This is a genomic window from Herminiimonas sp. CN, from assembly GCF_000622895.1.
GTDB lineage: Bacteria > Pseudomonadota > Gammaproteobacteria > Burkholderiales > Burkholderiaceae_D > AVCC01.
This window is the reverse complement of record NZ_AVCC01000017.1, coordinates 23,908-48,719: the sequence shown is the minus strand read 5'-3', so window position 1 is coordinate 48,719 and position 24,812 is coordinate 23,908. Positions and strand designations below refer to the sequence as shown.

18 protein-coding genes are annotated in these 24,812 nt (G+C 60.8%); 11 read left to right on the top strand and 7 right to left on the bottom strand.

The annotated features are described in order from the left end of the window. Positions 1 to 58 precede the first annotated feature (58 nt). On the bottom strand, positions 59 to 1,780 hold the full coding sequence (gene argS, locus HMCN_RS0105945; protein WP_025916517.1) for an arginine--tRNA ligase: 1,722 nt from the start codon (positions 1,778 to 1,780) through the stop codon (positions 59 to 61). A 219-nt stretch (positions 1,781 to 1,999) separates the two neighbouring features. Between argS and HMCN_RS19165 the strand changes: the two genes are divergently transcribed. After that, positions 2,000 to 2,389, top strand: a complete 390-nt coding sequence (locus HMCN_RS19165) for a hypothetical protein (protein ID WP_155837429.1) — start codon at positions 2,000 to 2,002, stop codon at positions 2,387 to 2,389. Between the two features lie 228 nt (positions 2,390 to 2,617). After that, positions 2,618 to 2,803 (top strand): hypothetical protein, encoded by a 186-nt coding sequence (locus tag HMCN_RS17365; protein ID WP_155837427.1) that lies wholly within the window; start codon positions 2,618 to 2,620, stop codon positions 2,801 to 2,803. A gap of 226 nt (positions 2,804 to 3,029) precedes the next feature. On the opposite strand, the gene HMCN_RS0105930 is transcribed toward HMCN_RS17365, so the two are convergent. Further along, positions 3,030 to 5,063, bottom strand: coding sequence for a UvrD-helicase domain-containing protein (locus HMCN_RS0105930; RefSeq protein WP_025916515.1), 2,034 nt, complete (start codon positions 5,061 to 5,063; stop codon positions 3,030 to 3,032). A 207-nt stretch (positions 5,064 to 5,270) separates the two neighbouring features. Here HMCN_RS0105930 and HMCN_RS20030 point away from each other — a divergent pair, with 207 nt between their 5' ends. The 8 genes from HMCN_RS20030 to HMCN_RS0105890 all read left to right on the top strand — a co-directional run bounded on the left by HMCN_RS20030 (position 5,271) and on the right by HMCN_RS0105890 (position 16,099). Beyond that, the gene (locus HMCN_RS20030) at positions 5,271 to 7,367 is read left to right on the top strand and encodes a methyl-accepting chemotaxis protein (RefSeq protein ID WP_025916514.1); all 2,097 of its coding nucleotides are present in this window, start codon (positions 5,271 to 5,273) and stop codon (positions 7,365 to 7,367) included. A 561-nt stretch (positions 7,368 to 7,928) separates the two neighbouring features. Beyond that, a complete protein-coding gene (locus HMCN_RS0105920) occupies positions 7,929 to 9,740 on the top strand; it encodes an alpha/beta hydrolase (RefSeq protein ID WP_155837425.1) in 1,812 nt (603 codons plus the stop codon). Next, positions 9,730 to 10,131, top strand: a complete 402-nt coding sequence (locus HMCN_RS0105915; RefSeq protein ID WP_025916512.1) for a hypothetical protein — start codon at positions 9,730 to 9,732, stop codon at positions 10,129 to 10,131. Before HMCN_RS0105920 ends, HMCN_RS0105915 begins: the two co-directional genes overlap by 11 nt. A 60-nt stretch (positions 10,132 to 10,191) precedes the next feature. Continuing rightward, positions 10,192 to 10,971 (top strand): enoyl-ACP reductase FabI, encoded by a 780-nt coding sequence (fabI, locus tag HMCN_RS0105910; RefSeq protein WP_025916511.1) that lies wholly within the window; start codon positions 10,192 to 10,194, stop codon positions 10,969 to 10,971. Positions 10,972 to 11,012: 41 nt separating this feature from the next. Next, positions 11,013 to 12,434 (top strand): bifunctional enoyl-CoA hydratase/phosphate acetyltransferase, encoded by a 1,422-nt coding sequence (locus tag HMCN_RS0105905; protein ID WP_025916510.1) that lies wholly within the window; start codon positions 11,013 to 11,015, stop codon positions 12,432 to 12,434. Between the two features lie 10 nt (positions 12,435 to 12,444). Beyond that, entirely contained in the window at positions 12,445 to 13,623 is a 1,179-nt protein-coding gene (locus HMCN_RS0105900) for an acetate/propionate family kinase (protein WP_025916509.1), read from the top strand. A 124-nt stretch (positions 13,624 to 13,747) separates the two neighbouring features. Next, positions 13,748 to 15,451: a methyl-accepting chemotaxis protein gene (locus tag HMCN_RS0105895; protein WP_025916508.1), complete on the top strand. Its 1,704-nt coding sequence runs from the start codon at positions 13,748 to 13,750 to the stop codon at positions 15,449 to 15,451. 165 nt (positions 15,452 to 15,616) lie between these two features. Beyond that, positions 15,617 to 16,099, top strand: coding sequence for an AtaL-like protein (locus HMCN_RS0105890; protein WP_025916507.1), 483 nt, complete (start codon positions 15,617 to 15,619; stop codon positions 16,097 to 16,099). Between the two features lie 126 nt (positions 16,100 to 16,225). Here HMCN_RS0105890 and HMCN_RS0105885 read toward each other — a convergent pair whose 3' ends face one another. Together HMCN_RS0105885 and HMCN_RS0105880 are read right to left on the bottom strand one after the other, a co-directional pair. Next, positions 16,226 to 17,065, bottom strand: coding sequence for a mechanosensitive ion channel family protein (locus tag HMCN_RS0105885; RefSeq protein ID WP_025916506.1), 840 nt, complete (start codon positions 17,063 to 17,065; stop codon positions 16,226 to 16,228). Between the two features lie 287 nt (positions 17,066 to 17,352). Then, entirely contained in the window at positions 17,353 to 18,219 is an 867-nt protein-coding gene (locus HMCN_RS0105880; protein WP_025916505.1) for a GGDEF domain-containing protein, read from the bottom strand. Between the two features lie 334 nt (positions 18,220 to 18,553). Here HMCN_RS0105880 and HMCN_RS0105875 point away from each other — a divergent pair, with 334 nt between their 5' ends. Further along, on the top strand, positions 18,554 to 20,023 hold the full coding sequence (locus tag HMCN_RS0105875) for a porin (RefSeq protein WP_025916504.1): 1,470 nt from the start codon (positions 18,554 to 18,556) through the stop codon (positions 20,021 to 20,023). 208 nt (positions 20,024 to 20,231) lie between these two features. Here HMCN_RS0105875 and HMCN_RS0105870 read toward each other — a convergent pair whose 3' ends face one another. The 3 genes from HMCN_RS0105870 to HMCN_RS0105855 form a co-directional block, all read right to left on the bottom strand. Beyond that, the gene (locus HMCN_RS0105870) at positions 20,232 to 22,253 is read right to left on the bottom strand and encodes a primosomal protein N' (protein ID WP_025916503.1); all 2,022 of its coding nucleotides are present in this window, start codon (positions 22,251 to 22,253) and stop codon (positions 20,232 to 20,234) included. A 362-nt stretch (positions 22,254 to 22,615) separates the two neighbouring features. Continuing rightward, positions 22,616 to 23,695 (bottom strand): uroporphyrinogen decarboxylase, encoded by a 1,080-nt coding sequence (gene hemE / locus HMCN_RS0105860; protein ID WP_025916502.1) that lies wholly within the window; start codon positions 23,693 to 23,695, stop codon positions 22,616 to 22,618. A 572-nt stretch (positions 23,696 to 24,267) separates the two neighbouring features. Continuing rightward, complete coding sequence (locus HMCN_RS0105855) at positions 24,268 to 24,555, bottom strand: hypothetical protein (RefSeq protein ID WP_025916501.1); 288 nt, start codon at positions 24,553 to 24,555, stop codon at positions 24,268 to 24,270. Between the last annotated feature and the right edge of the window lie 257 nt (positions 24,556 to 24,812).

Here is a 24,812-nt window from a genome sequence, read left to right as displayed (position 1 = left end):
CCTGCACTGGCGTGTGCAGTGCTGCTCTGTTTTTGATGAGTTGCCATGCTTTTTCCGATTACATCTTCTCTGGAGCCGAGACGCCGATCAGCGCCAGGCCGTTCTGCAAAACTTGCCGGGTGGCGCACACCAGTGCCAGCCGCGCCATCTTCAGTGCCGCATCATCGACCAGCACCCGTTCCGCATTGTAGTAGCTATGCAATTCGCCCGCCAGATCGCGCAGGTAAAACGCCACCTGGTGCGGGCCCAGTTCTTCCAGCGCATGCTGCAGCGCGTCCGGATATTCGGCCAGCTTGGCCAGCAGCGCCGCTTCGCGCGGGGCCGTCAGCGGCACCAGGTCGACTGCTGCCAGGGTGGCCGTGTCGCCGCCCCACAGCTCCAGCATGCGGCAGATCCGCGCATGCGCGTACTGCACGTAATACACCGGATTTTCATCCGATTGCGCCAGCGCGACATCGACATCGAACACGAATTCGGTATCGGCCTTGCGTGAGATCAGGAAGAAGCGCACTGCGTCGCGCCCGCGCGTCAGGTCGCCGGCGTTGTTCTCGCCGGCCGACCATTCGATCAGGTCGCGCACCGTGACATAGGAGCCGGCGCGCTTGGAGATTTTCACCTCTTCGCCGTTCTTCATCACGGTCACCATCTTGTGCAGCACGTAATCCGGATAACCCTGCGGGATGCCCATGTCGACCGCCTGCAGGCCGGCGCGCACGCGGGCGATGGTGCCGTGGTGGTCGGAGCCCTGGATATTGATCGCCTTGGCGTAGCCGCGCTGCCACTTGGTGATGTGGTAGGCGACGTCCGGCACGAAGTAGGTATAGGTGCCGTCGGACTTTTTCATCACGCGGTCCTTGTCGTCGCCGTAGTCGGTGGTGCGCAGCCACAGCGCGCCATCCTGCTCGTAGGTCTTGCCGGCTTGCACCAGCGTCTCGACGGTGGCGGTGACCTTGCTGTCGCTGTACAGCGACGATTCCAGATAGTAATTATCGAACTTGACGCCGAAGGCCAGCAAGTCCAGGTCTTGCTCGCGGCGCAAGTAAGTGACCGCAAACTGGCGGATCGAGTCGATGTCGTCGACCACGCCGCTGGCGGTCACCGGCGCGCCGTCGCTGGCGGCCACGGTCTTGCCGGCCAGGAAATCCTGGGCGATGTCGTCGATGTAATCGCCGTTGTAGGCCGCTGCCGGCCAGGCGTCGTCGAGCGGCGTCAGGCCCATCGCGCGGGCCTGCACCGACAGCGCCAGGTTGCCGATCTGGACCCCGGCATCGTTGTAATAGAACTCGCGCGTGACAGCGTAACCCTGCGCATCGAGTAGCGCCGCCAGCGCATCGCCCAGCGCGCCCTGGCGGCCGTGGCCGACGTGCAAGGGGCCGGTCGGATTGGCGGAGACGAATTCGACCACCACCTTCTGGCCGGCGCCGAGCGTGCTCTTGCCGTACTGCGCGGCCTCGGTCAGCACGGTCCTGACCACCGACTGCCGCGCGGCGGCCGACAGCCGCAGGTTGATGAAGCCGGGGCCGGCGATCTCGGCCGCTGCGATCAAGTTCCCGTCGGCGGCTTGCGCCATCAAGGCGGCCACGATCGCCTGCGCCAGCTCACGCGGATTCTTCTTTAATTGGCGTGACAGCTGCATCGCGATATTGCAGGCGACATCGCCATGCGCCGGGTCGCGCGGACGCTCCAGCGTGACATTCGCTGGCACCTCGGTGCCGGCCAGCAAAGGCGCCAGCGCCGCGTTGAAAAGGTCGAGAATCTGTTGTTTTTGGTCGGCAAGCATGGGCGAATGGGGCGCGGCGGCATAGCCGCCCGCAATAAATTAATCGATGGGCGCAATTATACTGGCATGCATCACCGGCCCAGCGACCGGCCCAGCGCGAACGCGCATTTGGGCATCCGGCCGGCCGGACAGGATACATCGATTGCGTCCCGCGCCAAAATGCCGCATATTCGGCTGCGGCTGTTTGCAAAGCCGATGCATGAAGCCTTTGGAGTGTTAATGCTTGACTATTATTTTCCTGCCGAATTGGTGCCCGAAATCACCAGCGGACGCAAGAACCGGATCGTTGCGGCGCTGCCGGCCAGCGGCCTGATCCCATCGCCCGGCAGCCGGGTGCAACTGTATTGCGGCAGCGGCAAGAAGGACCGGGTGCTGATCGCCCAAGGCCGCATCTGCGCAGTCCGGCCGGTACTGCTGTGGGGCGACCTGATGGCGGTGGATGGGCACGACCTGTCGGCCGCGGCGGCGGAAGATTTCGCGCTGGCAGAAGGCTTTGCCTCCTTTGCGCAATTCAACGCATGGTGCCAGGCGCACCATGCGTTGCCGTTTTCCGGCTATCTGGCAGAGTGGGAAGCGCGCCCGATCCCGATTCAGACCCATCTTTTTTAGCCGGATCGATCCGCATCAGACTTATCTGCGACAGAAACGGCGTGCATGATCCGGCTATGCTAGTATCAAACGGTTGACTCGTTGCAAGTTTGCATGGTTGCAAATTTATCCAGGCGAAAATGCGCCAGAAGGCTTTTGTAACGCGGCAACGCTATTGCATCGTCCGGCACACGCTGCCGGATCGATGCTGAGGGTTTCGACTTACTGTTGATGGCGAAGGATATTGTTGTGGACCGTATCATTAAGAACAATTACACCAGCACTGCGCAGTTAAAGGAATTGATGACTGCGCCGCCGATGACCGCAGAGCAGCACACCCAGCTGATGCGCAAACGGATTGCGCATCGCAGGATGATCGAAGATGCAAAGGAAAGCCACTTGCAAAATAGGGCGGATTGGGAATTTTCCAGCTAAACCGTCAGCACCGGCCGCTCTGACGGACTGGATCGCGCATTTATACTGCATCCGGTATAAATTTTGTCGCCTTATTATAGTGCGGCAAACATGTTTTTATTGTCATACTCCATCGAATTGACGTAGCGCAGGAAGTGCCGGGATGCTCTTTGCAATCCAGCCCGGTCTTTGCGCCATCGCATCCAACCTCGCCGCTGCGCCGCCTGACTGAGCACAGCCTGTCTTTTTAGCCGGCCCTGGGCTTGGCCAGCAATCCCTTCAAGCGCGCCAGCCGCTCTTGCGGCGTAATGATTTCTGCTTCGGTCGGCGCCGCATCGCCTTCGTCGAGCTTCATTTCCTTGATGAAGCGCGAAATGTCGCAATGCACGCTTTCGCGCGCGCGCTTGCGCTTCTTGCACCAGGTGATCTGCAGCGTACGCTGGGCGCGGGTGATGCCGACGTACATCAGGCGGCGCTCCTCTTCGATCCGGGCGCCCAGGGTTTCTACCGGCGCATCCGGGTCGCCCTTGTGCGGCAGGATGCCTTCCTCGACGCCGACCAGGAACACGTGCGGGAATTCCAGCCCTTTCGATGCGTGCAGGGTCGACATCCGCACCGCGTCCGGTTCTTCGTCGCGCCCTTCCAGCATCGTCATCAGCGCCACCATCTGGGTCAGGTCGAGCAGGCTTTTCTCCGCATCACTGCCGTCCTTGCCACCGCTGCCCTTTTCCTTCAACCAGGCGGTGAAGTCGATCACGTTCTGCCATTTGCCTTGGGCCTGGCGGTCATCGAAGTTGTCGTACAGATAGCCTTCGTAATTGATCTCTTTCATCATGTCGTCCAGCAGGCCGGCCGCATGGCCTTCGCGGTGGGCGTGCGCTTCAAGCTGGTTGATGAAGGTGCAGAAGGCGCGCAGCGGATGCAGCTGACGCTCTGCCAGCTGGGCCTCGATGCCGCCCTTGAACACCGCTTCGAACAGCGAGCACTGCCACTGGCCGGCGACCTTCCCCAAGGTTTCCAGCGTCGACTGGCCGACCCCGCGCTTGGGCGTGGTGACCGCGCGGATGAAGGCCGGATCGTCGTCCTGGTTGGCGACCAGCCGCAGGTAGCTGACGATATCCTTGATCTCGGCCTTGTCGAAGAAGCTCTGGCCGCCGGAGATCGTGTACGGAATGCGCTCCTTGCGCAGCGCCTGCTCGATCACGCGCGCCTGATGGTTGCCGCGGTACAGGATCGCGTAATCGGAATACTGGGTGCGGCGCTCAAAACGGTGCGCCGACAGCATGATGGCGATCTGCTCGGCCTCCTGCTCGTCATCCTGCATGCCGAGCACCTTGATCGGCTCGCCCAGGCCGTGCTCGGACCAGAGCTCCTTCTCGAACAGCTTCGGGTTGTTGGAAATCACCGCGTTAGCCGCCTGCAGGATGCGGGTGGTGGAACGGTAATTCTGCTCCAGCTTGATGATCTTCAGGTCGGGAAAATCGACCTGCAGGGTTTTCAGGTTTTCGGTGGTGGCGCCGCGCCACGCATAAATCGCCTGATCGTCGTCGCCCACCGCGGTAAACATCGGCTTCTTGCCGGGCCCGGACACCAGCAGCTTGACCAGTTCGTACTGGCAGGTATTGGTGTCCTGGTATTCATCGACCAGCAGGTAGCGCAGCCGGCGCTGCCATTTGTCGCGCACCGCGTCGTCATTGCGGAACAGCTCGACCGGCAGCCGGATCAGGTCGTCGAAATCGACCGCCTGGTAAGCCGACAGGGTCGCCACATAATTGCGATAGATGCGCGCAGCCTGCGCCTCGTCTTCATCCCTGGCCTGATGCAGTGCGGCGTCGGGCTCGATCAGGCCGTTTTTCCACAGCGACATCGCGCTCTGGATGCGGCGGATCAGCTGCTTGTCGGTAGTGATCGCCAGATCCTGCACCAGCGAGAAGCAGTCGTCGCTGTCCATGATCGAAAAACGGTCTTTCAGCCCGAGCGACTTGGCTTCCTGGCGCAGGATCTTCACGCCCAGCGAGTGGAAGGTCGATACCGTCAACTGCCTGGCCTGGCGCGGCTCCTGCAGCAGTTTGGCGATGCGCTCCTGCATCTCCAGCGCGGCCTTGTTGGTAAAAGTCAGCGCAGCGACGTTTTTGGCGTCGTAACCGCATGCCTCGATCAGATGGGCGATTTTCTGCGTGATCACACGAGTCTTGCCGGAGCCGGCACCGGCCAGCACCAGACAAGGGCCGTCCAGATAGTGGACGGCGTCGCGTTGCGGAGTATTCAGACCGTGGGACATGGGAATGCAGACATTATGGACGACGGGGCCGGCCATTGTAGCAGCGCACCGCGCCCGACTCCGCGGGTCGGTTTACCTGCGCATATCCATCTTGCTTAACATAAAGCATTTTATTTAGCGGCGTCACAGGATATAGTCTCGGCGAAACATTTTGCATCGCAGCATGCAATTCATCCCCATCACATTTTGCGAAAGAATTTCAACATAATGAATGCGCTCTTAAACCGCCTCCATCTATGGCAAAAATTTGCCGTTCTGGCACTATTCGGCGTAATCCTGGTAGCAGCACCATTCATTCTGTATATCAATGAATCCGGCAAGGTCATCAGCGCCGCCCGACTGGAAACCCAGGGGCTGGCCCCGCTGCGCCTGGTTTTGAAAACGCTGCAACTGACGCAGCAGCATCGCGGCCTGTCGGCAATGGTTCTAAGTGGCAATACCGCGGCCCAGCCGAAGCGGTCCGCCAAGGTGGAAGAAACCGATCAAGCCTTTGCCGCACTTGATACCGAGCTGCAAAAAAACATCAAGGCTGCTGCGATTTCGAGCGCTTGGCTGCAAACCAAGGATGCCTGGAGTACGCTCAAGGGCAAGGTCGGGCAGGGCGCGATTACCGCGCCGGACAGCTTCGCCGCGCATACCGCGATGATTGTCCAGCTGTTCCGGGTCAAGGCGCTGCTGATGGAACATTACGGACTCAGCTTCGACCCCGAAGCGCAAAGCAACTACCTGATAGATGCCGCGCTGATGCAAGCGCCGATGCTGGCTGAAATTTTTGGCCAGACCCGCGCCAAAGGCGCCAGCTTGCTGGCTGCGCACAGCACCGCGGTGGAAGACCGGATGAAAATCATCGCCCTGATAGACAAGGCCAACGACCGTTATCAGGGTCTGAACGATTCGCTCGACAGCGCGACTTCGCGCAACCCGCAACTCAAGGATAAACTGGCCGCGCCCGGGCAGGCCGCGATCGCCACCGCCAATCAGGCAATCCAGCTGGCGCAGACCGAAATCATCAAGGCGGAGCAACCGCAATTTTCCGCCTCCGACTACTTTGACCAGTTCACCAGCGCCATCGATACCCAGTTCAAGTTCAATGAAGTCGCGCTGGTGGAGCTGGAAGCGATCCTCACCGCCCGCGCCGCAAGCCTGATCGACACCCGCATCCTGCTCAGCGGCGCCATCGTATTATTCAGCTTGCTGGCGGCCTTCATCAATCTGCTCATCACCCGCGGCCTGGTGCGCCAGCTCGGCGGCGAGCCGGCATATGCAGCGTCGATAGTCGAAAAAATCTCTGCCGGCGATCTGGCAGTGGAAGTCAAGCTGCACCCGGGCGACCAGTCCAGCCTGCTGTTTGCGATGCGCAGCATGCGCGATCATCTGGCTGCCATTGTCGGCAATGTACGCACCGGCACCGACTCGATCGCCACCGCCTCCGGCCAGATCTCGGCCGGCAACCTCGATCTGTCTTCGCGCACCGAGCAGCAGGCCAGCACGCTGGAACAGACCGCCGCCTCGATGGAGGAACTGACCTCGACCGTCCGGCAAAATGCCGGCAATGCGCGCCAGGCTAACCAGTTAGTGGCCTCGGCTTCGGCGGTGGCGATCAAGGGCGGGGCGGTGGTGGCGCAAGTGGTCGACACCATGGACGCGATCAATGTCTCGTCCGGCAAGATCGCCGACATCATCGGCGTCATTGACGGCATCGCGTTCCAGACCAACATCCTGGCGCTGAACGCGGCAGTGGAAGCGGCCCGTGCCGGCGAGCAGGGCCGCGGCTTTGCGGTGGTGGCGACCGAAGTGCGCAGCCTGGCGCAGCGCAGCGCCAGCGCCGCCAAGGAAATCAAGGTTCTGATCGACGACTCGGTGCGCAAGGTGGATGCCGGCAGCACGCTGGTCGGACAAGCGGGCGCCACCATGGATGACATTGTCACCAGCGTCCAGAAAGTGGCCGACATCATGTCCGAGATCACCAGCGCCAGCCAGGAACAAAGCCAGGGCATCGAGCAAGTCAACCAGGCGGTGGCGCAAATGGATCAAGTCACGCAGCAAAACGCCGCATTAGTGGAGGAGGCTGCGGCGGCATCCGAAGCGCTACAGGATCAGGCCACCCATCTGTCACAGGTGGTCAGCGTATTCAAACTGGCCGGGATGCCAGCCGCGGCTCCGGCCAGGCGCAGCTTGCAAGCATCCGCACTGCCCGCCAAGCGTTCGGCAGCAGCCAGACCGGCCAGTGCACCGGCCAAGCGAAACGCAATTGCTTCGCCCAAAACAGCGTCGCATGCGGACAGCGACTGGGAAGAGTTCTAAGCCGGACGACCCGGCGGCCGGATTACGCCGGCACCGCAAAGGTGCCGGCAACCCATGATCGCGCCGGGCCAGACAAACCCTTGCCGCCTCGAATGCCCTCATTCAGGGCTACTTCAATGCTGCCAAGGAGCCGCAAGCTTTGCCGATTGTTGCGGCCAACGCGATTGCCGGCTTCTGGTCTGCCGATCCAACAACGGCATCGGCTCCCTCCAAGAGAAGCAACCTGCCGCATGTTGAAAAACACCATGCGGCCATCTCCGCTCAACCCCACAAAATCTTAGCAAGATTTCATTGCTTTTTATCAATAATGATATATATCAATGTTGTTTTAATAAAACATTGATATTTTGCAAGGCAATCGGCAGGACGCTTCGTCTGGCAATCAGTTTCCTGAAAAGTACAAGCCGATGTCCCGAGAACCGCGTTACGAAAGTGTTTACAGAAAATACCGTTCCGAGCCCGGCGTCAGGAACACTCTTGACGCCTGATAACGCACTGAAAATTGTTACTTTCACTCAGGTAGGGAGCACAGAAGGCTTAATGGACAATCAAATTTCACCCATGTTGCCATCCGAACGGCAACGCGAGTTTGCCAAATCGCTCGACGCAGCATTTCATACGCAAATGGCCAAGACCAGCCTCGGCTTGTCGCCAATTTCACTGGCTCTGGCCTATACGGACTGGGCCCTGCACTTGGCCGCATCGCCTGGCCGGCAGATGCTGTTGGCGCAGCATGCAATGGCGCTATCGCAACAGGCCCTGACCAGCCAATGGCAGCACCAGCCCGCCACCGATGCCGATGACAAGCAGGTGCAGGACAAGGACCATCGCTTCAGCGATCCGGGCTGGAGCCAGTGGCCCTTCAGCGTCATGAAGGAGAGCTTCAAGGCCAGCGATGCCTGGTGGCGCGAATCCACCAAGGTGGACGGCGTATCCAAACACCACCATCACATGGTGAATTTCTTCACGCGTCAGGGATTGGATGCTTTATCACCATCCAACTGGGCCGTCACCAACCCCGAAGTGCTCAAGAAGGGGCATGAATCGATGGGCCAGAGCTGGATCAAGGGCTGTCAGAGCTATGCCAAGGATCTGATGGAGAATCAGAGTTCCCGTGCCGCAGCCGACCCCGGCACGCTCCGGCCGCTGGATTTCGCGGTGGGCAAGGACGTGGCCGTGACTCCGGGCAAGGTGGTGTTTCGCAACCACCTGATCGAGCTGATCCAATATACCCCCACCACTGAAACGGTGTATCCGGAGCCGCTGCTGATCGTGCCTTCGTGCATCATGAAGTACTACATTCTGGACTTATCGCCCAGCAATTCGATGGTGCGCTATCTGGTCGGCCAAGGACACACGGCGTTCATCATTTCGTGGCGCAACCCGGATGCTTCCGATCGCGATCTGGGCATGCAAGACTACCTGCAAACGGGCGTGATGGAAGCCATGGCTGCGGTGAAATTGCACACCGGCGCTCCCCGCATTCATGCCTTGGGCTACTGTCTGGGCGGCACTTTCCTGTCGATCGTGGCCGCAGCGCTGGAACGCTCCAGGTCGCAGTCTGCCGGCAAGGCACGCTCGACCCGCCGCCGGCACGAGGATGCAGCCAGCCTGGACAACCTGCCTGAACTGGCCAGCGTGACGCTGCTGGCAGCACAGACCGAATTCAGCGAACCCGGCGAACTGGGCGTGTTCATCGACGACGACCAGCTCAAGACGCTGCGCGAGGCAATGGCGCGCACCGGCTACCTGTCGGGCCGGCAAATGGCCGGTTCGTTCCAGTTCCTGAATTCGCGCGATCTGGTCTGGTCCCGCAACACGCGCCGTTACCTGCTGGGCCAGGACGAGGTGGGCAACGACATGATGAGCTGGAACGCCGATCTGACGCGCCTGCCGGAACGCATGCACTCGGAATACCTGTCGTCGCTGTTCCTCAACAACGCACTGGCCTCCGGCCATTACCGCGTTGCCGGCATCGGCGTCGCTCTCAAAGACATCAAGGCGCCGATGCTGGTGGTAGGCACCGTGCGCGACCATGTCTCACCCTGGCATTCGGTCTACAAGATACATTTGCTCACCGACACCCACGTCACGTTCATTCTGGCGGCCGGCGGGCACAACGCGGGCATCGTGTCCGAGCCGGGGCACCCTCACCGCAGCTACCAAATCGACAGCAGCGAAAAAGGTGCCGGCTGGATCGATCCCGACGCATGGGCGGCCAAAGCTCCGATCCATGAAGGCTCGTGGTGGGAAGCCATGCACGCCTGGCTGCATGAACGCTCGGGCACCCCTGTGCCCCCCCCGACCATCGATCCGGCCAGCGTGCTGGGCGATGCCCCCGGCGACTACGTGATGGTGCGCTATGCAGACTAGCCAGCCGCCCGGTTCTGATCCGGAAGTCCAGCGCCTGCACCGCATGCGCTCGTCCATCGAGGCGATCAACGCCCGCATTGTTCGCCTGGCAATTGCCCTCGACGTGTCGCTTCAGAACGATAGCGAGATAGTCCAGGCGATGAGCCGGCAGCAAGCGCCCGGCGCACCGCGCAAGCGCCAGGTTACCGCAGACCTTCTCAAGGCCCACAAACTGGAAGAACTGCGCGGCCTGCTGGTGCTGCGTTACGGCGTCGAGACGCGCTATGTCGGCCAGGTCGGTGTTACCGCTACCCGCCAGATATTGATCGAGGCCGAAGAGCGCATGGTGCGCAAAGGGTTCAATCCCGGCGACGATGGGGTTGATCTGGATCGGATGTATCACGCATTCTGACACTCCCCTGCCAAGCGGCTTGCTTTACCCGCATCCACTGATATTTTTTGAAATGATCCCATGACTACCCATACCCAATCCTTCACCCTGGCCGGAAAAAAAGGGCTCGTTCTGGGCCTGGCCAACGAACACAGCATCGCCTGGGGCTGCGCCCAGTTGGCGCGCCAGCAAGGAGCCGAAGTGGTGGCCTCGTGCCTGAACGAAAAGGCCCGGCCTTTCATCGAACCGCTGACCGCTGCGGCCGGCATCGATCTCAAGCCTTGCAACGTCGAGCAGCCGGGCGATCTGCAAGCACTGGTGGAATACGCGGTAGCCCGGTTGGGCCGGCTGGATTTCGTGGTGCACTCGATTGCCTGGGCGCCGCTGGAAGACCTGCACGGCCAGGTGATCGACAGCACCAGCACCGGTTTTGCCCGCGCCATGGAGGTGTCGTGCCATTCGTTCGCCACGCTGGCCAAGCTCTGCGCCCCGCACATGTCCGAAGGCGGCAGCCTGCTGACCATGACCTATCTCGGCGCCAATGAAGCCGTCCCCCACTATGGATTGATGGGCCCGGTGAAAGCGGCGCTGGAGTCGCTGGTGCGCTACATGGCTACGGAACTGGGTCCGAAACGGATCCGGGTGCATGCGGTCTCGCCCGGGCCGATCCTGACCCGTGCCTCTTCGGGTATTGCGTCGTTCGATGATCTGATGGAAAGCGCCGTGCGCAAGGCGCCGCTGGGCCGGCTGGTGTCCCTGGAAGAAATTGCCCAACTCTGCACCTTCCTCTGCGCCGATGCCTCGTCTGGCATGACCGGACAGACCATTTATGTCGATGCCGGCTGTCACGCCGTCGCCTGATCGATATCCTCCACGCACCTTTTCCGAGTAAAAAAACCGCCATGAATTCGACCCTGACCGCTGACCTGATTGAAAACGTCACCTACGATGAAATCACCCTGGGCCAAAGCGCACGCCTGCTGCGCACCCTGACCCTGGCCGACATCCAGGCCTTTGCCGCAGTATCGGGCGACGTCAACCCGGCGCACATGAATGCCGAATACGCCAACGACACCTTGTTTCACGGCGTGATTGCCCACGGCATGTGGGGCGGCGCGCTGATTTCAGCCTTGCTGGGCACGCAGTTTCCCGGCCCCGGCACCATTTATCTGGAGCAAGTCCTGCATTTCACCAAACCGGTCCGGATCGGCGACACGCTCACCGTGACGGCCACCGTGGCGAGCAAGGACGATGCCAAAAAGCGGGTCGAACTGGATTGTCAGGTAGTCAACCAGAAGGGCGACCGCGTGCTGCACGGCACCGCCAAGGTGCTGGCTCCCACGGAAAAAGTGCGCGTGCCGCGCATCAATGCGCCGCTAATCCAGTTGTTCGACCCGGAAGCCCGCTTCAAGGAACTGCTGGCGCTGAGCGACGGCATGCCTGCGGTGCGTTGTGCGGTGGTACACCCGTGCGATATCGAGTCGCTCAGCGGCGCCATCGACTCAGCCCGCCACGGCCTGATCGTGCCGGTGCTGATCGGCCCCGAGGTGCGCATTCGCCACCTTGCCCGGGAAGCCGGTATCGATCTGGAAAACACCGAAATCATCTCGGTGCCGCACAGTCATGCGGCAGCGGAGAAGGCGGCCGAAATGGCCGCCAAGGGCGAGGTCGAGATTCTGATGAAAGGCAGCCTGCACACCGACGAATTAATTCACGCGGTGCTGGCACAGCCGACGCTGCGCACCGGGCGCCGCATGTCGCATGTATTCCGCTTCGACGTGCCGCTGTACAGCAAACCGCTGCTGATCACCGACGCCGCGCTCAACATCCGTCCCAGCCTGCAGGAAAAGGTCGACATCATCCAGAACGCAATTGACTTTGCCCGCATCCTGGGCGTGCAGACGCCCAAGGTCGCCATCCTGTCGGCGGTGGAAACCGTGAGCCCCAACATCCCGTCCACGCTGGATGCTGCCGCGCTATGCAAGATGGCCGAGCGGGGCCAGATCACGGGTGCCATACTCGATGGCCCGCTGGCTTTCGACAATGCCATTTCGGCCCATGCAGCGCAGGTCAAACACATCCAATCGGCGGTGGCTGGCGATGCCGACATCCTGGCCGTGCCCGACCTGGAATCGGGCAACATGCTGGCCAAGCAGCTGGAATACCTGGCGGGAGCCAGCGGCGCCGGCCTGGTGCTGGGCGCGCGGGTACCGATTGCCCTGACCAGCCGTGCCGACGGTCCGATGGCCCGTGTCGCTTCGGCGCTGCTGGCCCAGCTGGCGGCCTACAATGCCCGCCGCGACCATACGCGCCAAACCTGGTAAGGGACGGATCATGGCCATTCTTGCCGTCAATGCGGGCTCTTCGACGCTGAAATTTTCGATTCACCCGCTGCAGGGGCAGCAGGTGCAGCCGAGTGTGCTCACCGGCAGCATCCAGGGGCTCGAGCCCAATGGTGCTCCGGTGTTGGGCTGGAGCTTTCAGGGTCAGCAGCAAACCCGCCAACTGCCGGCCACTGCAGGCGATCCATTTGATCAGGCCCTGCATAGCCTGAACCAGCTGCTGGCCGGCGAAGTCAATGCTCCTGCGATTCAAGCGATTGCCCACCGCGTGGTGCACGGCGGACAGGATTTCTCTGCCAGCGTACTGGTCACCGAGGAGGTACTGAGCCGGCTGGCCCGGCTCAATTCGCTGGCGCCGCTGCACCAGCCGCACAACCTGCAGGGCATCCGGGCCTTTCAAAAGGCATTTCCGGCCACGCCGCAAGTGGCGTGCTTTGACACCGCCTTCCACGCTACCCTGAGCGAAGTGGATTACAGCTTCGCGCTGCCGCAGTCGCTGGCCGGGCAGGGCGTGCGCCGGTATGGCTTTCATGGCCTGTCTTACCAGTACATCATGGGTGTCCTGCAACAGTGCAGCGCCCAGGCCAACGGCCGCGTACTGATGGCGCACTTGGGCAATGGCGCCAGCCTGTGCGCCGCGCGCGAAGGGCGCAGCTGCGCCACCACCATGGGATTTTCCGCACTGGACGGCCTGATGATGGGCACCCGCAGCGGCTCTTTGGACGCCGGGGTGCTGCTGTACCTGCTGGAGCAGAATTGGGATCATGCCCAGCTGCAAACGCTGCTGTACAAGCAAAGCGGCCTGCTGGGCGTGTCCGGCATCTCGGCCGACATGCGCCGCTTGCGCGCCGACGGCAGCGCAGTAGCGCAACGGGCCATCGACCTGTTTACCTATCGGGTAGTGCGCGAATCCGGTGCGCTGGTGGCCTGCATGGGCGGACTGGACGTGCTGGCCTTTAGCGGCGGCATCGGCGAGCATGATGTGATGCTCCGCGCCCAGGTATGCGAGCGGCTGGCCTGGATGGGGGTGGCGCTGGACCCAGCGCTGAACCGCCAGGCTATCGGCGACCAGGTAGTCGCCATTCACCAGCCCGACAGCCGGGTCCAGGTGTGGGTGGTGCCGACCGACGAAGGCCGCGTGGCCGCGCAGGAGGCGGCGCGCCTGATCTGATCCGGATTTCAAGGAACCATCAGAACATTTCTGACTTGACACTAATTTGGCAGCGGTTCGACTGCACCAAGAGCAATGCTGCAGCCAATATAATTGCCAAAAAACCAATATAAGGATATCTGAAATGCATTTCAAAAATATGAAGATCGGCCAACGGCTGGCCCTTTCTTTTGGCGGCGTGATTGCGCTATTGGTCGTGTTGTCGATGCTCAGCTGGAACCGGGTTGAAAGCCTTAAAAACGACATCGTGCTGACAGCCGATAACCGTTACCCGATGACGGTACTGGCCAATCAGATCATCCATGAAATCAATGCCCAGGCGCGCCACATGCGCAATGCGCTGCTGATGACGGACCCGGAGCTGGTCAGGAAAGAACTTGCCGGCGTCAACGACAGCGGCAAAGCCGCCGGCCTTGCGTTCGACAAGCTCGACACCATGGTCACGCTGGAAAAAAGCCGGGAGTTCATCAAGACGCTGACCGGGTTCCGGCAGCAATACCTGCTGCTGAAAACCCATTTCATCGAGCTTGCCAGCGCTGGAAAAAGAGACGAAGCGGCCGCATTCCTGCTGGCCGAAGTGCGTCCGATGGAAACAAAATACGCGGCAGAACTTGAAGCCTTCCTGCACTTCCAGGACAGCCTGATGGCGCAGGCCGGCAAGCAATCGATCCGGCAAGCCGAAAGCGCAGAATTGTGGATATTTGTGCTGACGCTGAGCGCCGGCATCATCAGCGTGTTGGCAGCAATTCTGACTACCCGCAGCATCACCCACCCCTTGAGCGAAGCGCTCAGGGTGGCCCAGACGGTTGCCGCCGGCGACCTGACCAGCCGGATTGAAGTCACATCGACGAATGAAACCGGCGCGCTGATGCAGGCCATGCAGGACATGAACGCCAATCTGGTCAAAACCGTCGGCCAGGTGCGCAGCGGCACCGACACCATCGCCACCGCCTCCGGCCAGATCGCCGCCGGCAACATGGACCTGTCCTCGCGCACCGAAGCCCAAGCCAGTTCGCTGGAAGAAACCGCCGCCTCGATGGAAGAACTGACCTCGACCGTCAGGCAAAATGCCGACAATGCGCGCCAGGCCAACCAGCTGGCGGCCTCGGCCTCGGACGTTGCAGCCAAAGGCGGCGCAGTGGTGGCGCAGGTGGTCGATACCATGCACGACATCAATGCCTCATCCGGCAAGATCAACGACATCATCGGCGTCATCGACGGCATCGCGTTCCAGACCAACATCCTGGCACTGAACGCGGCGGTGGAGGCGGCCCGGGCCGGCGAACAGGGGCGCGGCTTTGCCGTGGTCGCCACCGAGGTGCGCAATCTGGCGCAGCGCTCAGCCAGTGCCGCGAAGGAAATCAAGGCCCTGATCGGCGATTCGGTCAGCAAGGTCGATGCCGGCAGCAAGCTGGTCGGACAGGCCGGCGCCACCATGGATGAGATCGTCGCCAGCGTCAGACGCGTGGCCGACATCATGAGCGAGATCACCGCCGCCAGCCACGAGCAAAGCCAGGGCATTGCCCAGGTCAATCAGGCGGTTTCCCAGATGGACGACGCCACCCAGCAGAATGCGGCGCTGGTGGAACAGGCAGCGGCGGCCTCACAATCGCTGCAGGATCAGGCGACCCAGCTGGCGCAGGTGGTCAGCGTGTTCAAGCTGGCCGACCTGCCGGCCGCCGGTCCCGCCAGGACCATCCGGCAAACTGCCGCACTGGCCGCTGGCCGGCCGGCGGCGACCCGGCGGGCCAATCCGCCAGCCAAGTCAGACGCAGTCGCGCTGGCCAAACCGGCAGCGGACACGGATGACGACTGGGAAGAGTTTTAAATCGGGATCGCGCCATTGGATGCGCAGCCACCTTACCATTGAGGGGGGCCGCGCATGCTTGATGCCGCGCATCCGGGCCACCGCTTCCAAGCCGAAATGCCGGGACTGATTTACCATACTGCTATTGCGGCCGCGCCGGCTCGCCGTCTTTTGCCTGAAACTCTGATGAAATTTAGCCACAGCATCGAAATCAATGATCCGCACAATCCGCACCTCGCGCCGCTGACACGCCAGCAATTATGGCTGGGCCTGGTGTTGCGGGCGGAAGCGCCACAGCTGTTCATGCCGCAGCTGGACCAGTGCTTCCTGTCCGATCCGACCGACACCACGGTGGCGCGCGCACTGCATTACGGCAACCTGGTGATCCGCGACCGCGTCATTTTTGATGCGTTGCAGCAGGTGCGCTTCGAGGTGCCGGCGCAAGGCGAGATTGCCGCATCCAGCCTGGTGATGCGCATCGAGGAAGCGCAGCCCGGCGCATTGTCGGTGCGCTTCGAATATGACGACGGCTGTGACGCCGCCACCGACGCCGCCAATGAAATGTACAACGAATACCGTCGCGCGACCTATCACGCTGCCGACACCGACACCGTCGCGCTGATCCGGGAACTGGCCGCACAAGGCGCACTGGTTCGGCCGAACCCCTGACGCCAATATATACATATATCTGTATATTTAAAAATCGCATGTTTTATATGCTGTATCATTGCATTTTTATGCATACTCCATTGATATGGCGAAAATGACGGCAAACCCGCGCGCGGTACGGCAACTTCAGCCAAGCGCATTCTTATCCAGATGAATCGCCATTTGCGGATAGGGCAGGCTGATGCCGTTGGCGTCGAAAGCCAGCTTGATGTTTTCGGTCAGCGCAAACTTGACCGGCCAGTAATCGTCCGATCTGACCCAGGCGCGCGCCACCAGCCGCACGCTGCTGGCGGCCAGTTCGTCGACCGCGACCAGTAGTTCGGGATCCTTCAGCACGCGCGCGTCGGCCTGGATGGTGTCGGTCAGCACCTGCTTGACCTTGCGCAGATCGTCCTGGTAGCCGACCCCGATGCTGAGGTCGACGCGGCGCGTGCTGCGCGCCGAATAATTGATGATGTTGCCCTTGTAGATCGAACCGTTGGGAATGATGATTTCCTTGTTGTCGGCGCTGCGCAAGGTGGTGGTGAAGATGCCGATGCTCTCGATCACGCCGGCACAATCGGCCGCCTCCACGTAGTCGCCGGCCTTGAACGGGCGAAACAGCAGCAGCATCACGCCGGCGGCAAAATTCTGCAGCGAGCCCTGCAGCGCCAGCCCGACGGCGAGGCCGGCAGCGCCCAGCATCGCCACCAGCGAGGTGGTGTTGACGCCCAGCCGATCCAGCGCGGCGACGATGACCAGCAGCAGCAATGCCGCATTCGCAATCGCCTTGAAAAACTCGACCAGCATCAGATCGGTGCCGGATTTGTGCAGCAACTTGCCCAGCAGCCGCACCAGGACTCTGGCCAGCATGCGGCCGATGAAAAAAATCGCCAGCGCAAACAGGATATTGATGCTCCATGGAATGACGTAGCTCGATACCAGTTTCTGGAAGTGGATAGTTTCAAACAGGTTTTTTTCAAACATCAAGGTTTCCTTTTAAAAAGAACAGAAGGGCATCAGGAGCCCGGCTCCAGCGGACGCACTGGCATGCTGGCGCGCCGCCGGTTGGCTCCCATGTTGTGATCTGCATGGCAACGATGAAGGCCAGGAACAGCACGTAATGCACACGCCTTCCGTTCCTACGTGTTTGGCGCGGGCGGAAATCGCCGCCGCGCCAGGGATCGATTGTAACAACGCGGCAGGAAATGCCGCTGCCGGCCGTGGCGGCCTGGTTTCGCCGCCATCTGGATGGTGCATCAAGCCTGCTGGCCTTAAAGGCCGGTCTTGTGGTGGGCCCGCTTGGTGCGGTACATCGCTTCGTCGGCAAAGTGCATCAGCGCGCCGGCGTCGCCGGCGTCGTCTGGAAATAGCGCCAGGCCGATGCTGGCATCGACGATCAGGTCCATGCCGTTGATCAGATGCGGCCGCAACAGCGCCTGCGTAATGCGCTCGATGGCTTCCTGCGCTTCCTCGCGACCGCACAGGTCCTCCGCAATCAGCAGGAATTCATCGCCACCGAGACGGGCCACGGTATCGGCGGCGCGCAAGGTCTCCTTCAGGCGGCTGGCCACCTCGCACAACACCGCGTCGCCGGCGGCGTGGCCGAATACGTCGTTGACTTCCTTGAAATTATCCAGATCGACAAAGATCAGCGCCAGATGGGTGCCGCGCCGCGGCACCTGCAGCATCGCGTGCTTGAGCCGCTCCAGCGCCAGCTCGCGATTGCCGACCCCGGTCAGCGGATCATTGAAAGCCAGGTATTTCAGGCGCCGCTCGGAATCGATGCGCGCGGTGATATCGCGATTGATGCTGATGACGCCGACGATGTTGTGCTTGCGATCCTCCAGCGGCACCACCGCCGATTCGGCATACCCGATGCGCCCGTCCTTGCGCCGCAATCGCACCTCGCCGGTCCAGTGGCCCTGCAGCAGCACCGCTTCCATCACATCCTGCTTGAAGCTGGCCACGTCTTCCGGCAGATACAGCGTACTGGCCGGCTTGCCGACGATCTCCCGGCGCGACCAGCCATACAGCTTTTCCGCCCCGACGTTCCAGTCGAGCACGTTGCCGTCCATGCCCACCACCACCACCGCATCGAACAGGAAGTCAAACGCTTTTGCACGTTGCTTAAGAAGCATGCCGCCCTCGCTGAATAAGCTTGTTGCCCGATGTTGTGGTTCAGTGCAAATCCCGGCTTCAGCATCAGATCTGATGCTGTTTTGTGATCACACCACAGCTGAAAGTCCCCCGGTTGATTCACGTCATGGAATGACAGAATTCCAGCGCTGCGGGTTTATGGTCTCGCCAAGCATTTATGCACGTCAAAAACTGTATTTTTCATGCAACACCATGTCGATATTGCCGATAATCAATTGACGACATCTATGCAAACCCACCGATTGCTGGCATATTAATCAAAGATTAATAGAACGACCGTTCTTTTGCACCCCCCCCAACAGGAGACAACATAAAATGACAACAAAATTACTCGCAGGTCTGGTTGCCGCCTGCTTTGCCGCGCCGGCATTGGCGCAATCGAGCATCACCATCTACGGCCTCGCGGACGCCGGCATTCACGTATCGAGCAACGGCGAAGGAACCAAGACCAAACTGGTCAGCGGCATCGCCGACGGTTCGCGCCTGGGCTTCAAGGGTACCGAAGATATGGGCGGCGGTTATAAGGCGCTATTCAACCTTGAAGCGCGGGTGGAACTCGACAACGGCACCAATCAGGCCGGCAATATCAGCGACAACGAAGGGTTTGCGCTGCCGCGCGGCATGAATTTCATTCCCGTCTTGACGGCTGCCAATCTGCCTGCAGTAAGAGCCGGCGTTGCAGCCGCGGTGGCAGCGCAAGCGCAAGCTGGCGGTGCCACCGCGGCCCAAGCCGCCGCAATCGGTGCCGCGTATGTCGCCAGTCCCGCCGGCATTGCCGACGTCGCCAATCGTACCGCTGCTGCCGTTGCAGCACCGGGAGCAGCGCTTCTGGCCGGCTCGCAAGCAGCTCTGAGACAAGCGGGTGCAATAAAGATTGTCAACTTTAACGGCGCGCTGTTCGACCGGACTTCGATGGTCGGCATGATCACGCCGGTCGGCGCGGTGTTGGCCGGGCGCATGTACACGCCGGGTTATGAAGTACTCGCTGGAGCCGACACGTTTGAAACCGGCACCGCCGGCAGCTGGGGCGGCATCACCAGCGGTTCCGGCGGCTTGTTGACGGCAGGGATTGCAATCCGTTCCTCCAAGGCGCTGCAATACCGGATTGAATTGCCGAACGGTATCTCCGCGGCACTGATGTACGGCTTCAAGAATTCCGGCTACATCGACCTGGACAAGCGTTTCTATGGTGCCAATGTGATGTACAAGGCCAACGGCTTCAAGGTCGGCGCCGGCTACAACAACGGCCAGGATCAAGACGGCAATAGCGGCCTGATCTCGACTGTTATCGGCGGCTCGTACGAGACCGGCCCGTTCAAGTTCTTCGGTGGCTATCTGAAGCAGAAGAACGAGAACTCGGTGGTGGTACCGCTGTTGACCAGCCTGACCTGGGATGCAGGCATTGCCCCTACGCTGACAGCACAGCCAGCGGCGTTGCAAGCGGCATTGCGCCAATCCTATGTGGACACCTTGAAGACAAACTTCAAGCTCGATGCCGACAGCTACAGCGTCGGCATGCATTACATGGTAGGCAATGGCCGCATCATGGGCTCGGTCAGCCGTCAGAACGACAAGACTGCGTTCAACAACGATGCCACCCAATACGCGATCGGCTACGACCACAACCTGTCCAAGCGCACCGACGTCTATACCGTGTTGGCGTATATCAAGAATGACAACGCCGCCCAATACGCACCGGGTGCCGCCAGCGCATCCGGCGGGTTCACCAGCGCCGGCGGCGTTTCCGGCAAAGCGTTCCAAATCGGCATGCGCCACCGCTTCTAAGGCGGCAATGCGGTTGGCGGTAGCAATCCGGTTGTAGCTGACCGGATGCATGCGAAACAGGGTGCCGACCGGCACCTTGTTTCGCATGCCCGACGCAGACATATACATACCAGTGTATTTTTAATTACCGCTTATAAATTAATATACAGAAGCATAGTTTTAATACATACCCTGCGTAATTTATCAAACCAAGCTGGCAGAAGCAAGCTCAGATATCGACCGGATCAACTTCCAGCGACCATTTGGCGCGGGTCTTGATGGCGCGCAGCGCGGCCAGCCAGACTTTGAGGAAGGCTTGCAGCGCCGGGCGCGACGGGCATTCGATCAGCAACTGGGCGCGATCGACGTTGGCCACGCGCGTCATCGTCATCGGGATCGGGTCGTTGATGGTGACGCCGGGAAATTCCACTGCAGTTGCGGCCTGCGTCAGGAAATCGATGGCGGTTACCAGTTCGCGCGCTTCGGCCCGCAGCAGTGCCTGATACAGGTAAGGCGGCAGGTGCGCCTGTTGCCGCTCTGCCAGCAATTCGGTGGCGAAATGATCGTAATCGTGATTGACCACCGCCGCATACAGCGGATGCTGCGGATAGCGGGTCTGAATCAGCACTTCGCTGGCGCTGCCGCCTTCCTTCTGCGCGGCGCGCCCGGCGCGGCCGGCGACCTGCATCAGCTGCGCAAACAGCCGTTCACTGGCGCGGTAATCCTGCGAAAACAGCGCGGTGTCGGGATTCAGGATGCCGACCAGGGTCAGATTTTTGAAGTCATGCCCCTTAGCCACCATCTGGGTGCCGATCAGGATATCGACCTCGCCCCGGTGCACGGTATCGAACGCGGCTTGCGCGCTGCCCTTCCTGCGGGTCGAGTCGGCGTCGATGCGGGTGATTCTGGCCTCGGGGAAAATCGCCTGCAAGCCCTCCTCCACCCGCTGCGTGCCGCGCCCCAGCGGTTGCAGGTCGACGTTGCCGCAAGTCGGGCACGAGCGCGGGATGCGCAGCTCCAGGCTGCAGTGGTGGCAGCGCAGCCGGTGTTCCGGTTTGTGCAGCACCATGAAGGCAGTACAGCGGCTGCAATTGCTGATCCAGCCGCAGGCGTCGCAGGCGATTACCGGCGCATAGCCGCGCCGATTCAGGAACAGTAGTGATTGCTCACCGCGCTGCAAACGCAGCTTCAGTGCAGCAATCAGCATCGGCGTCAGGCCATCGAGCGGCTTGTTGCGCTCCATGTCGATCAGATGTACGGCCGGCAGGACAGCCGCCGCTACCGCCCGCTCGCGCAGTTCCAGCTTGCGGTAGCGGCCGGTTTGCGCATGCTGCCAGCTCTCCAGCGACGGTGTGGCGGAGCCCAGCACGATGGGAATTTCGAGCTGATGGGCACGCCACACTGCCAGGTCGCGCGCCGAATAACGCAATCCTTCCTGCTGTTTGTAGGACGGGTCGTGCTCTTCGTCGATGACGATCAGTTTCAGCTGCGGCAGCGAGGCCAGGATTGCCAGCCGGGTGCCGAGCACGATGCGGGCGCGGCCCAGATGCGCGGCCAGCCAGTGCGTCATGCGCTCGCCTTCGGCCAGACTGCTGTGCAGGGTGGCCACCATAACCGCGGGAAAACGGACGCGGATATTGCCTTCGAGCTGAGGCGTGAGGTTAATTTCCGGCACCAGGATCAGGATTTGCGCATCGTCATGGCGCGTCAGGATCTGCGCCGCCGCCTGCAGATAGACCTCGGTTTTGCCGCTGCCGGTGACGCCATACAGCAGATGCGGCGCGAAACCCTGCGCCCCGGCAATCGCATCGGCCGCTGCTTGCTGCGCCGGATTGAGCAGCGGCGCCGCAGCCGGCGTCGCGTCATGCGCGGCAGCGGTTTTCGCCAGCTTCTTCAGCGCGCGGTCGAGCGCGGTAGTTTTCAGCGCGCGCAGGTTTTTTGGCAGGCCGGGCAGCGCGACCTCGCCCAGCGGGCGCTGGTAGTAATCGGCGGCAAAAGCACACAATGCGCGCCATTGTTCGGACAAAGGTGCCAGTTGGCTGCGGATCGCCAGCGCATCCTTGAGCTTGTCGGCCGGCACCTCGGTCGCGACATCCACCGCGACAATCAGCCCGACCACTTCGCGCCGGCCGAACGGCACCAGCGCCAGTTGGCCGATCCGGGGCGGCGCAGCATCACCAGCCGTCGCCGCCCAGCGGTAATCGAAGCAAAAGTCGAGCGGGGTGTCGAGCGCAACCCGGATGATTGTCACGAAATAAGGCCTATCCGGGTGGGATCCGCTGCCGCCGAGCGGTTTTTCTGCTTGCCCGCACAGCCTGTGGATAACTTTGTGGACAGATATTTGTCAAGTTGCTGCAATAGCACGGCGAAACCTTGTGAAAGCATGCAACCGACTCCGGGCATATGCAATAATCGCTTTAAAATCAATAACTTGAAAAGTCATCTTCCAGACGTTCATTGCATCAGGCGAAATCCGCCTACCGTTATTATTTTTGTGCATAAGTGAGCAGTTCTGAAGCCGTTTTCCGGCATGAAGCGCTGGCTGGATGCGCTCTTGCGGGCAATATGCAGCTGCAAGCCGCAGCCGGCAACAGGCCGGCGCAGCAAGCGCAATCAGGCTCTTTGTTGCCGGCTGTAATCATGCACGGTTTCGACCATCACCGTCACCGCTTCCGGCGGCGTGAATTGCGAAATGCCATGGCCGAGGTTGAACACATGGCCGTTGCCGGCGCAGGGCGTGCCGAACGCGTCGAGCACCTTGATCACTTCGGCGCGGATCTGTTCCGGCTTGGCGAACAGCACATTCGGATCGAGATTGCCTTGCAGCGCCACCTTGTCGCCGACCAGCGCGCGCGCCTTGGTCAGGTTGACGGTCCAGTCCAGCCCGACCGCGTCGGCGCCGATGTCGGCGATCTGATCCAGCCACAAGCCGCCGCCCTTGGTAAACACGATGGCCGGAATGCGCACGCCATCCTTGTCGCGCTTCAGCAAGCGCATCACTTCGCGCATGTACGACAGCGAGAATTGCTGGTAGACGCCATCGGCCAGCGCGCCGCCCCAGGTGTCGAACATCATCACCGCCTGCGCGCCGGCATCGATCTGCGCGTTCAGGTACCCGGCCACGGTGGCAGCGTTGATCTTCAGGATGTGGTGCATCAGGTCCGGGCGGTCGTACAGCATCGCCTTGACGCGCCGGAAATCGTCCGAGCCGCCGCCTTCGACCATGTAGCAGGCCAGCGTCCACGGGCTGCCGGAGAAGCCGATCAGCGGCACCCGGCCGCCCAGTTCGGTGCGGATTTGGGTCACCGCATCGAACACGTATTGCAGCGAACCCAGGTCCGGCACCTGCAGCGCCATCACCTCTTTCTCATCGCGCAGCGGGCGCTCGAACTTCGGTCCCTCGCCTTCGACGAAATACAGGCCCAGCCCCATCGCATCCGGCACCGTCAGAATATCGGAAAACAGGATCGCCGCATCCAGCGCATAACGGTCGAGCGGCTGCAACGTGACTTCGGTAGCGTAATCCGGATTCTTCGCCAAGCCCAGGAAGGAGCCGGCGCGGGCGCGGGTGGCACGATACTCCGGCAAATAACGGCCGGCCTGGCGCATCAGCCAGAGCGGCGTGTATTCGGTCGGTTGACGCAACAGTGCGCGCAGGAAGGTGTCATTCTGGAGCGGGGCGAATTGAGTCATGGCATGCGTCTGGTAGCAAAAACAATCCGACATTATCGCCGATAACGACGCGCTGTCGAACAATCCGGCATCTATCGATCCAGGCAAGAAGCAAAGACAGGAACCCGCTCAAAGAAGCGGCATGACATGCTCACAGGAGAAAACCATGATTTTTTCAATGAAGCAACAACTTCAAGCAATTTCTCAAAAGCGCAGCTAAACGCCAGTTTCATAAAGTTTTTTTTGCTTATCCACAAAGACTGTGGATAACTTTGTGGATATGCTGCCGGGAAAATTGCTTGCCGATGCCTCCGGCGCCAGTCGGTGCGGCGTTGCGATGCTTGCGCATACTTTTAATCAATTGCAATCAAGGACTTAGCCAATTGTGCATTCCGTAGCGCAACACCGGCGTTGGTGCTGCGAATTGTGCATAAGTGCCTGCTCTGAAACCGTAAAATCGATGCATTCAGGCACCGCCCAGCCAGTTTCGCCGCTAAAGCGCCGGGGTGCTTGCCGTGGCGAAATGTGCGCACTTTACCGCCCCTGTCTCAAGGAATGTTCCGGCAAAGCGTGCAACTGGCTTTGCAATGACATTACTTAAAATGCGAAATCGCATCCTTGATGGCCTTGGTCATCGACTCCCAAGCGGACTCCATGCCTTCGCGCACCGAATCCCAGGCATCCTCGCTGGAGGACTGCAGCTCGTGCAACTTCAGTTTGGCCGCTTCGCGCTGCTGCTTGAGCGCATCGATTTGCGCCTGATATTTGAGTTTTGCTTCCTCCTGTGCCGCCTCGGCCCGAACCGAGAGCTTATCGATTTCAATGCTCCATTGATCCAGTTGCGCTTTCATTTTTTGGATAAATTCTTGGCGGTTATTCATCATTTTCTCCTTCAGCACCGTTAAACGGAGGATTTTTCGCCACTCCGCATGGCAAACCCGCAGAGGTACGGTTACGCGGATTTTGCCTGCTGCGGCAAACAGTGTATTGATAAGCATCAGTCATCTTTGAAATCGCGCAAACACCTTCGAAACACTCCGTCGAAAGCAGAGATTATCGGGGTATTGCAATAAATATGCTTCTTATTCGCATATTGCCTGCCATGATATAAATACACTATCCAGTATAAATTGATGCA

Excerpts from the sequence above, each read along its gene's own strand:
- argS (WP_025916517.1), bottom strand. The coding sequence starts at position 1,780 with ATGCTTGCCGACCAAAAACAACAGATTCTCGACCTTTTCAACGCGGCG.
- HMCN_RS19165 (WP_155837429.1), top strand. The coding sequence starts at position 2,000 with ATGCTTGACTATTATTTTCCTGCCGAATTGGTGCCCGAAATCACCAGC.
- HMCN_RS0105930 (WP_025916515.1), bottom strand. The coding sequence starts at position 5,063 with ATGTCCCACGGTCTGAATACTCCGCAACGCGACGCCGTCCACTATCTG.
- HMCN_RS20030 (WP_025916514.1), top strand. The coding sequence starts at position 5,271 with ATGAATGCGCTCTTAAACCGCCTCCATCTATGGCAAAAATTTGCCGTT.
- HMCN_RS0105920 (WP_155837425.1), top strand. The coding sequence starts at position 7,929 with ATGTTGCCATCCGAACGGCAACGCGAGTTTGCCAAATCGCTCGACGCA.
- HMCN_RS0105915 (WP_025916512.1), top strand. The coding sequence starts at position 9,730 with ATGCAGACTAGCCAGCCGCCCGGTTCTGATCCGGAAGTCCAGCGCCTG.
- fabI (WP_025916511.1), top strand. The coding sequence starts at position 10,192 with ATGACTACCCATACCCAATCCTTCACCCTGGCCGGAAAAAAAGGGCTC.
- HMCN_RS0105905 (WP_025916510.1), top strand. The coding sequence starts at position 11,013 with ATGAATTCGACCCTGACCGCTGACCTGATTGAAAACGTCACCTACGAT.
- HMCN_RS0105900 (WP_025916509.1), top strand. The coding sequence starts at position 12,445 with ATGGCCATTCTTGCCGTCAATGCGGGCTCTTCGACGCTGAAATTTTCG.
- HMCN_RS0105895 (WP_025916508.1), top strand. The coding sequence starts at position 13,748 with ATGCATTTCAAAAATATGAAGATCGGCCAACGGCTGGCCCTTTCTTTT.
- HMCN_RS0105890 (WP_025916507.1), top strand. The coding sequence starts at position 15,617 with ATGAAATTTAGCCACAGCATCGAAATCAATGATCCGCACAATCCGCAC.
- HMCN_RS0105885 (WP_025916506.1), bottom strand. The coding sequence starts at position 17,065 with ATGTTTGAAAAAAACCTGTTTGAAACTATCCACTTCCAGAAACTGGTA.
- HMCN_RS0105880 (WP_025916505.1), bottom strand. The coding sequence starts at position 18,219 with ATGCTTCTTAAGCAACGTGCAAAAGCGTTTGACTTCCTGTTCGATGCG.
- HMCN_RS0105875 (WP_025916504.1), top strand. The coding sequence starts at position 18,554 with ATGACAACAAAATTACTCGCAGGTCTGGTTGCCGCCTGCTTTGCCGCG.
- hemE (WP_025916502.1), bottom strand. The coding sequence starts at position 23,695 with ATGACTCAATTCGCCCCGCTCCAGAATGACACCTTCCTGCGCGCACTG.
- HMCN_RS0105855 (WP_025916501.1), bottom strand. The coding sequence starts at position 24,555 with ATGAATAACCGCCAAGAATTTATCCAAAAAATGAAAGCGCAACTGGAT.